Raw genomic sequence first — 9,892 nt, 5'->3', positions numbered from 1 at the left:
TGAAATAAGAAAGTCTTATCCTGACTATCATCAAAAAATTCATCTTATTGTGGATGGGGCGGGTTACAACAAAGCGCATCTTGTGAAGGACTGGGCTTATATCAGCAATATTGAGTTACATTACCTTCCTCCCTACAGTCCCAATTTAAACTCGATAGAGCGATTATGGAAGGTCATGAATGAACAGGTTCGAAATAACCGTTATTTCGCTAATAAACAGGAATTTCGAGACAAAGTGTTCAAATTTTTCACTACAACGCTACCTGATATAGCGGACTCGCTGACATCGAGAATTAATGACCATTTTCAGGTGCTAAAAACTGCATCTTGAAGTTTCTTGGGTATATATGTATTTTAAGATCCCATGCTCATGCTCTTTAAAAAAATCAGAATATTGATTAACTGGTTTATATAAATTTTCATCAATATAAATAAGATTATAAAATAGCGCTACATCTTATGCTACTAATGATTCTATGTATAACAATGGGTTGAGGAAGGCCGTGTGTAGCAGAATTATGAAACGTTATTTATACCGTAATAATAAAATTTTTAGAAAATTTATTTATTTTAATAAAAATCACTTTAAAGTAAAATTTTATCTCTTCTCTGACAGATTGATATTTTACCTTGATAAAGTGATATAACTTATAAAAAATTAAATATAAATATAAATATAAATATAATGTTTATATGTAAGGAAGTAAAAATTTTTCCGGTATATAAAAATTAAAGTTATGTAACCGGCAATATTCATCTAGTTGAGCATAAGAGTTAATTTCTAGTTTTTTATATACGCTTTCTATATGATTTTCTATCGATAGATAAGGAATGTTAAGTATTTGACTGATTCTCCTCTTGCTGTGTTTTTTTAGGAAAAGAAAAATAATTTCCCATTCTTGCGATGAAAGTTGTTCTGAGGGAGAGCAGAACATGATAGAAGGTGGTAGTTTTCCATTAAAAAATTTTTTTAAAGAAAAGGATTTTGTTTTCTGTCCGTGGAAAATTATGCCAATACATTCATTATTTTCGTTATAAAAAGGGAATTTCTCGAATAAATATGAGGAAAGAATTCTCTCTTTACCAAATATATGTGTTTCTAATGAATATATACTTTTTCCCAAATGCATGACTGTTCTATCATGTCGTTGAAATTGTTCTTCAAAGGTAGCACCTGACCAGGGTATTTCACGATCAAAGCGCCCTTCGACATTAAAATCAACAGGAATATTTTGTAACATACCCATTGCTTTATTTTCGTAAATAAAACGGGTGCTTTTATCCTTAATTCCCCAAGGATCATAACTATTTTCCATGGTGTTTATTATCTGTGCCGATATATTGTATTTAGTTTTCATATTTTTTGCTCTTAATATTATATAAACATTCTACTTCCTGGTTTTAAAAATCTTTCAGGAACATACAGATCGAAATCATTAAGACGACAAAATTCCTCCAATTGTTGACTGGAATTAATACCAATTTTCTTATATATTCGTAAAATATGCGTTTCTACAGTTCGATAAGAAATATTCAATATTCGTCCGATTTGTTTACTGGTGTATTTCTGTAAAAATAGGAAAATGACATCCCATTCCCGTTGCGTAAATAATTCAGAGGGAGGCTGGAACATGATAGAGGCTGGAAGTTTACCATAAAAAAAGCGTGTCAGAGAAAAGGCTTCGGCTTTCCAGGCATGAAAAATGATGCCAATACATTGACCACTTTCATTATAAAAGGGGAATTTTTCAAAGAAATATGAGGAAAGAAGTTTTTCTTTACCATATAAATGTGTTTCTAATGAACATATTCTTTGTTCTGATTGCATTACTGCTCTATCATGTATTTGGAATTGCTCAGCAAACTCTGCACCTGCCCATGGCAAATCATTGTCAAGACATCCTTCGACATTAAAACCAGCGGGAAGATCTCTCAACATAGCCATCGCTTTGTTTTCGTAAACAAAGCGGGAGTTTGCGTCTTTAATTCCCCAGGGTTCATGACTGGTTTCCATCATATTAATAATTTGAGGAGATACAGTTAATTTTTTGTAATGCACGGTATAATCCCTATTTTGTCAAAAAATACCTGAGCCTTGACCTTAATTCTGAATATGTATGAGTCATGTAATAAGTGATAACTTATATACCCGTTATCTTTCAAGTTTCCCGTTGTTGGCTGCACTCACTCACCCCGGTCACCTGGTTCTCTATGCTCCCGGGGATTCGCTCCTTTGCCGCCGCGATGTATCTTGAAATCCATAGGGTATAATAATCTGCTTTTTATATCGGCAAATCTCTCAGGAACGTAAAGATCAAAGTTATTTTCTTTGCAGAAATCTTCTAGTTCTATATGTAGAGGTAGATTGAATTTTCGGTAAATTGACTGAATATGGTTAATTGCGTCTTCTGTACTAATCATTAATTCTTCGCTGATACTTTCTTCGTCCAATGAACGCAGGGCTAAAAAAAGAACTTCCCACTCAATCTGAGTTAGTGTGTCGTTAGGTGGAGTGAATTCCAGAGTTCTTGGCAATGTTCTTTCATAATAGTAAGAAACAGAAAAATTTTGCGTTTTATGCAGATGAAAAGTGATACCGATGCAGTTACCATCTTCATCACAAAGTGGATATTTATCGCAGAGGTAGGTTTGTTTAACTTTATTCTTCCCAAACTGATGGGTCTTAAATGAAGTTACTGTTTGCATTGTTTGCATGACTTCTTGATCTTGACGGTTGAACTCTTCGTCATATTCTGCAATGGTTGAGGGTAATTCACCGACAGAAAGTCCTACAATATCGAAATCTTCAGGTAGATTGAGCAGTTGGTAAAAAGCGGGATTTGCATAGATGAATTTTGACTGGCAATCTTTGGCTCCCCATGGATCATCACTTTTTTCCCACATATAAATTAATTGCGGAGTGATATTATTTGGTCTGTTTTTTCTATTTGACATAAGAATTGTCCTAATGATTAATTAAGGGGTTATCTGAATGGCTATTTTTATTATTCTATTTAAAATAACCTGATCATATAATGGATTGCAATAATTAATTCACTAAAAAAATAATAATTTTTTATTTTACCTATGTTTGTTAATAGAATTGCTTATTGTTTTTCGTAAAAATTTCATTATGTCAGAAAATATAACCCTAATTATTATTTTATTTTGCATTATTTGATTTTTTTGTTGAGTGTGAAAGTTATATCTATAAATCAGAACACTGTCAGGATATTGATATGCAATATATGGCCAATATAAACAATTTATGTGACAGCTGGAAATTACCATAAATCAAAGACGTATTTTCATTCAATTGGGCATTTTATATCTTGTTGTCTTGTGTCTTGATTTGCGGCTAATGGTTATGTTTAATGAACTCACTTCTTCAATATTACGTAGTTAGCTTGTTTATTGCTCTGGTAACGCCGAGATTCATGTAAAGCCGCAACCTAAATCAAAGAATTGCCGTTCAGGTGAAATTAAGATAGTTTCCCTTTTGGGCTTTAAAGATTGCGGTTTGTACGCTGTGCTGAGAAAATTATCCCCTAAACGCTTTTATCCCACTTGGAGTAAAAAATGACCACTCGTAAAACCCTTGCCAATGCTATTCGCTTCCTGAGTATGGATGCTGTGCAGAAAGCAAAATCAGGGCACCCTGGTGCACCTATGGGAATGGCTGATATCGCTGAAGTTTTATGGCGTGATTATTTGAATCATAACCCAACTGACCCGCATTGGGTCGATCGCGATCGTTTTGTATTATCTAACGGTCATGGTTCTATGCTGATTTATAGCCTGTTGCATCTCACTGGTTATGAGGTTTCAGTCGAAGATCTGAAAAATTTCCGTCAGTTACATTCCAAAACCCCAGGCCATCCTGAGTATGGTTATACTCCAGGTGTAGAAACTACGACGGGTCCTTTAGGGCAGGGGATTGCCAACGCAGTAGGCTTCGCGATTGCTGAACGTACCTTGGCTGAGCAATTTAACCGTCCAGGTCATGATATCGTTGACCATAACACTTATGCCTTTATGGGTGACGGCTGCATGATGGAAGGCATTTCTCATGAAGTGTGTTCTTTGGCGGGAACGTTAAAACTGGGCAAATTGGTTGCTTTCTATGATGACAATGGTATTTCCATTGATGGTCATGTTGAAGGCTGGTTTACCGATGATACAGCAAGCCGTTTTGAGGCTTATGGCTGGCATGTGGTTCGCGGCGTTGATGGTCATAATGCAGATTCGGTTAAGGCTGCGATTGAAGAAGCCCGTAAAGTTATTGATAAACCTTCGTTATTGATGTGCAAAACGGTAATCGGTTTTGGCGCACCAACTAAAGCAGGTACTCACGATTCCCATGGTGCTCCATTGGGTGATGCAGAAATAGCAGCAACTCGTGAAGTGTTGGGTTGGAATCATCCAGCATTTGAAATTCCAGCGGAAATCTATTCAGAGTGGGATGCAAAAGAAGCGGGTAAAGCAAAACAAGCAATCTGGAATGAAAAGTTCGCTGCTTATGAAAAAGCGTACCCTGAGTTAGCGGCTGAATTTAAACGCCGTACCTGCGGTGAATTACCCGCAAATTGGGAAGCCGAGTCAAAAGCATTTATCGAACAGTTGCAAAAGAACCCAGCCAATATTGCCAGCCGTAAAGCATCGCAGAATGCATTGGAAGCATTCGGTAAAGTGTTGCCTGAGTTTATGGGCGGTTCTGCTGATTTGGCACCAAGTAACCTAACTATGTGGTCAGGTTCTAAGCCATTGAACGAAGATCAGGCCGGCAACTACATTCATTATGGGGTGCGTGAATTTGGTATGTCAGCAATTATGAACGGTATTGCTCTGCATGGCGGTTTTGTGCCTTACGGTGCCACTTTCCTGATGTTCGTTGAATATGCTCGTAATGCAGTGCGTATGGCGGCACTAATGAAAATTCGCAGCATCTTTGTTTATACCCATGACTCAATCGGTTTGGGTGAAGATGGTCCAACCCATCAGCCGGTGGAACAGATTGCAAGTTTGCGGGTAACGCCAAATCTGAGTACATGGCGCCCATGTGACCAGGTTGAGTCTGCGGTTGCGTGGAAATATGCTATCGAACGTAAAACGGGTCCATCAGCACTTATTTTCTCTCGCCAGAATTTGGCCCAGCAAGAACGTACTGCTGAGCAACTGGCTAATGTTGAGAAAGGGGCTTACATTCTGAAAGATTGTGAAGGTCAGCCAGAGCTGATTCTGATCGCAACAGGTTCAGAAGTTGAATTAGCGGTAGGGGCTTATAATCAGTTGACTCAGGAAGGCCGTAAGGTACGCGTAGTTTCTATGCCGTCTACTGATGCTTTTGATAAACAGGATGCGGAGTACCGTGAAGCAGTTCTACCGGCTACGGTTTCTGCACGTGTTGCAATCGAAGCTGGTATTGCTGATTACTGGTTTAAATATGTCGGTATGAATGGTGCTATTGTTGGTATGAATCAATTTGGTGAATCAGCACCAGCCGAGCAACTCTTTAAAGAGTTCGGCTTCACTGTAGAAAATGTAGTTGCTAAGGCTAAAGCGCTACTGAAATAATCAGTAAATTTGTTAGCGAGCGCATCCGGATCAAACTTTGGCCGGGTGTGCTCTTTATTGATTTATCCGATGCGCCGTAAAACCCCTCTTTACGGCGGGGAGGAGGTCAACGTAATAAGTTTTGGCAACTTGTGAGTTGATTACTTTTTGCTATTGCGATCAATTTCCTTTTCCCGTAATCTCACATGACTAATAGCTGAATCGTTTCATTATGTTGTTTAAAGGCGTTTTGGGTGTCATTGTTTTAACAATTTTGTGATAAACAGTCGGTACATTGATGATTGGGTCGGTTATTCTAGGCGGTTGCGTGATGATGACTATTATTCGGGAGTAACATGACAATCAAGGTAGCAATAAACGGTTTTGGCAGGATAGGGCGCAGTGTCTTGCGTGCTCTTTATGAATCTGGTCGCCGGGCAGAAATCGCTGTTATTGCTGTTAACGAGTTGGCAGATGCCGAAGGAATTGCTCACTTGCTGAAGTATGATTCCAGCCATGGCCGCTTTGCCTGGGATGTGCGTCTGAACAATGATTTGTTGCAGGTTGGTGACGATAATATTCGCTTGTTTCATCAACCCGATATATCGGCTCTACCCTGGCGGGAACTGGGGATTGATGTTGTCCTTGATTGCAGTGGGATTTATGGCAGCCGAGCCGATGGGGAAGCTCATCTTGTCAGTGGCGCAAAAAAAGTGCTGTTTTCTCATCCGGGGGGAAATGATTTAGATGCGACAGTGGTCTATGGGGTGAATCAGCACTTATTGACAACAGGGGATTGCATTGTATCCAATGCTTCCTGTACCACTAATTGTATTATTCCTATCATTAAATTGTTGGATGATGCATTTGAGATTGAGTCTGGCACAGTGACAACCATTCACGCCTCAATGAATGATCAGCCTGTGATTGATGCTTATCATAAAGATTTACGGCGTACCCGAGCAGCTAGCCAATCTATTATTCCCGTGGATACTAAATTGGCAGTAGGGATAACCCGGGTTTTCCCAAAATTCTGTGACCGCTTTGAAGCCATCTCAGTACGTGTACCAACGATTAACGTTACGGCTATCGATTTGAGTGTGACGGTAAAATCCCCAGTAGATGTTAGAAAAATCAATGAATTAATGAGGGAGTCAGCAGCGACTTCATTTCGTGGTATAGTTGACTATACAGAATTGCCGTTAGTCTCAACAGATTTTAACCATGATCCCCACAGTGCGATTGTTGATGGCACACAAACGCGGGTAAGTGGTCAACATCTGATTAAAACACTAGTTTGGTGTGATAATGAGTGGGGTTTTGCTAACCGAATGTTGGATACAACATTAGCGATGGCGGCTACGGGATTCAAATGATCTATTGCTGACAGACGATGCATAATAGATCTGCACACGGCATAAGATTAAATAACTTAGAGAATCAACGAGAGGATTCACCATGTCTGTAATTAAGATGACCGATTTAGATCTGGCGGGTAAGCGTGTTTTGATCCGTGCTGACCTGAACGTTCCGGTAAAGGATGGCAAAGTCACTTCTGACGCGCGTATCCGTGCTTCCTTGCCGACCATCGAAGCAGCATTAAAACAGGGTGCCAAAGTCATGGTCACTTCTCACCTTGGGCGCCCTACTGAAGGCGAATATAATGAAGAATTCTCGCTGAAACCAGTAGTAGACTACTTGAAAGAGAAACTGTCTTCTCCAGTTCGTCTGGAGAAAGAGTATCTGGAAGGTGTGAATATAGCTGAAGGTGAATTGGTTGTTCTGGAGAATGTTCGCTTTAATAAAGGTGAAAAGAAAGACGACGAAATTCTGGCTAAAAAATATGCTTCCTTGTGTGATGTTTATGTCATGGATGCGTTTGGTACTGCTCATCGTGCCCAAGCTTCTACTCATGGTGTGGCTAAGTTTGCTTCGGTTGCCTGTGCTGGTCCGTTGTTGTTTGCAGAACTTGATGCCTTGGGTAAAGCGCTAGATAACCCAGCTCGTCCAATGGTTGCTATCGTTGGTGGCTCTAAAGTTTCAACTAAGCTGACGGTCCTGGACACGTTGTCAAAAATTGCTGATCAACTGATTGTGGGGGGAGGGATTGCGAATACTTTTGTTGCCGCAGAAGGCCATAATGTGGGTCGTTCCCTCTATGAAGATGATCTGATCCCAGAAGCGAAAAAGTTGCTGACAAGTTGTGATATCCCGGTACCAACGGATGTTCGGATAGCAACAGAGTTTTCTGAAACCGCAGAAGCAACCCTGAAATCTACCAGCGATATTAAAGATGATGAGCAAATCCTTGATCTGGGTGATGAGTCAGCTCAACGTCTGGCGGAGATTTTGAAAAACGCCAAGACTATTCTGTGGAATGGCCCGGTTGGTGTATTTGAATTTCCTAATTTCCGTAAAGGAACTGAAATTGTAGCCCGCGCAATTGCTGATAGTGATGCATTCTCTATCGCAGGTGGCGGCGATACTCTGGCAGCGATCGACCTGTTCGGTATTGCTGACAAGATTTCTTACATCTCTACCGGTGGTGGGGCTTTCCTTGAGTTTGTAGAAGGAAAAAAACTGCCTGCGGTTGTGATGCTGGAAGAACGTGCAAAACAGTAATTAAGTCATGACGGGCAGTGTTATCTGCCCGCTCTAAACAGGACCCACGTAACATGTCTAAAATTTTTGATTTCGTAAAACCGGGTGTCATCACTGGTGATGATGTTCAAAAAGTGTTCGCAATAGCCAAAGAAAACAACTTTGCGTTGCCAGCGGTAAACTGTGTAGGTACTGATTCAATCAACGCAGTTTTGGAAACTGCCGCCAAAGTTCGTTCTCCAATTATTATTCAGTTTTCTAACGGTGGTGCTGCTTTTATCGCCGGTAAGGGGTTGAAAGCTGAGGGTCAACAAGCGGCTATTCTGGGTTCAATTTCTGGGGCTCACCATGTTCATCAGATGGCTGAGCATTATGGGGTTCCTGTGATCCTGCATACTGACCATTGTGCGCGTAAACTGCTGCCATGGATTGATGGTTTGCTCGATGCTGGTGAGAAACATTATGCAGTGACCGGTAAGCCGTTGTTCTCTTCTCATATGATCGATTTGTCAGAAGAATCCCTGGAAGAAAATATTGAAATTTGCAGTAAGTATCTGGCTCGCATGGCGAAGATTGATATGACACTGGAAATCGAATTGGGTTGTACTGGTGGTGAGGAAGATGGTGTTGATAACAGCCATATGGACAGCTCAGCCCTATATACTCAACCAGAAGACGTTGCTTATGCTTATGAGAAGCTAAATGCCATCAGCCCACGTTTCACCATTGCGGCTTCTTTCGGTAATGTTCACGGTGTTTATAAGCCAGGTAACGTTAAACTGACGCCAAAAATTCTGCGCAACTCTCAGGACTATGTTTCTGAAAAATTCAATTTGCCACACAATAGCTTGGATTTCGTTTTCCACGGCGGTTCTGGTTCTACAGCGGAAGAAATTAAAGAAGCGGTTAGCTACGGTGTCGTTAAAATGAATATCGATACTGACACTCAATGGGCGGCTTGGGAAGGTATTCTGAACTACTACAAGAAGAACGAAGGCTACCTGCAAGGCCAGTTGGGTAACCCAGAAGGCGCAGATAAACCAAATAAGAAATTCTATGATCCGCGCGTATGGCTGCGTGCCGGCCAGGTTTCTATGATCACTCGTCTGGAACAGGCTTTCAAGGAATTAAATGCAGTTGATGTGTTGTAAGTGATTTGCTCCCGCCGCGACTATAGCGGGGGCTTTTTGCAATACGTATCAGCTATTTTGAAGAAATTCTATTGCGCGACAGAATGCTGTTTCTAAAACTGCCAGTCAGTTAAATAAATAACTGACTGGCATTAGTCGTATGAATGTCGATTCATACAGAATTATTCATTTTTGCCAAATATGATTTTTTGCCTGTTCTCTTTGTTAATTTGCTTAACTTGAGTTAATAGATCAGTTCTTGCATTGTGTGTAATTTCGCTTTTTTCAATATGCTTTTTAGCTACATCATTAACGTCGTTAACCGTTTTTCCCACCGAACTTGCAACCCATGCTGCTTGTGCAATGGTTAAGGGGGTAGACGCAACAGGAAAAGCGACTTTAGCTGCAGTAATTGCAGCATTACCTGCGAGGGCTATTGAGCCGCCAACTATGGCAGTATCCTCCATAACATCGATGGTTTTTTTAGCGGTTTCTGCGAGTTCTTTTACACCTTCAGGCGTTGTTGTACCCACTGTGACTAATGCCTTTGTTGCTTGTTTAAATCGAGTCGGAATATTTTCCTTGGCATCTTGTACGGCATTACTCAG

At 40.4% G+C, this 9,892-nt stretch carries 8 protein-coding genes and 1 pseudogene; 5 read left to right on the top strand and 4 right to left on the bottom strand.

Annotation, left to right across the window (positions count from 1 at the left end):
* Nucleotides 1-331: IS630 family transposase (locus BO26_RS17580; protein WP_036773749.1), on the top strand; the 331-nt coding region annotated here is incomplete at its 5' end.
* A 358-nt stretch (nt 332-689) separates the two neighbouring features.
* Here BO26_RS17580 and BO26_RS17575 read toward each other — a convergent pair.
* The 3 genes from BO26_RS17575 to BO26_RS17565 form a co-directional block, all read right to left on the bottom strand.
* Complete coding sequence (locus BO26_RS17575; RefSeq protein ID WP_036773746.1) at nt 690-1,358, bottom strand: helix-turn-helix transcriptional regulator; 669 nt, start codon at nt 1,356-1,358, stop codon at nt 690-692.
* A gap of 17 nt (nt 1,359-1,375) precedes the next feature.
* Nucleotides 1,376-2,017, bottom strand: coding sequence for a helix-turn-helix transcriptional regulator (locus BO26_RS17570; RefSeq protein WP_051691034.1), 642 nt, complete (start codon nt 2,015-2,017; stop codon nt 1,376-1,378).
* 167 nt (nt 2,018-2,184) lie between these two features.
* Nucleotides 2,185-2,955: a PAS domain-containing protein gene (locus BO26_RS17565; protein ID WP_072023297.1), complete on the bottom strand. Its 771-nt coding sequence runs from the start codon at nt 2,953-2,955 to the stop codon at nt 2,185-2,187.
* A gap of 624 nt (nt 2,956-3,579) precedes the next feature.
* On the opposite strand from BO26_RS17565, the gene tkt reads away from it, so the two are divergent.
* From tkt to fbaA, 4 genes are all read left to right on the top strand, one after another.
* Nucleotides 3,580-5,574: a transketolase gene (tkt, locus tag BO26_RS17560; protein ID WP_036773744.1), complete on the top strand. Its 1,995-nt coding sequence runs from the start codon at nt 3,580-3,582 to the stop codon at nt 5,572-5,574.
* 335 nt (nt 5,575-5,909) lie between these two features.
* Complete coding sequence (gene epd / locus BO26_RS17555) at nt 5,910-6,929, top strand: erythrose-4-phosphate dehydrogenase (RefSeq protein ID WP_036773742.1); 1,020 nt, start codon at nt 5,910-5,912, stop codon at nt 6,927-6,929.
* Nucleotides 6,930-7,011: 82 nt separating this feature from the next.
* Nucleotides 7,012-8,175, top strand: a complete 1,164-nt coding sequence (gene pgk, locus BO26_RS17550) for a phosphoglycerate kinase (protein ID WP_036773741.1) — start codon at nt 7,012-7,014, stop codon at nt 8,173-8,175.
* A gap of 53 nt (nt 8,176-8,228) precedes the next feature.
* On the top strand, nt 8,229-9,305 hold the full coding sequence (fbaA, locus tag BO26_RS17545) for a class II fructose-bisphosphate aldolase (protein ID WP_036773740.1): 1,077 nt from the start codon (nt 8,229-8,231) through the stop codon (nt 9,303-9,305).
* A gap of 161 nt (nt 9,306-9,466) precedes the next feature.
* Here fbaA and BO26_RS17540 read toward each other — a convergent pair.
* A pseudogene (locus tag BO26_RS17540) lies at nt 9,467-9,892 on the bottom strand (RHS repeat protein); the annotation flags it as partial.

This window comes from Photorhabdus australis DSM 17609 (assembly GCF_000711895.1).
Classification (GTDB): domain Bacteria; phylum Pseudomonadota; class Gammaproteobacteria; order Enterobacterales; family Enterobacteriaceae; genus Photorhabdus; species Photorhabdus australis.
This window is presented reverse-complemented; position numbering and strand designations above follow the sequence as displayed.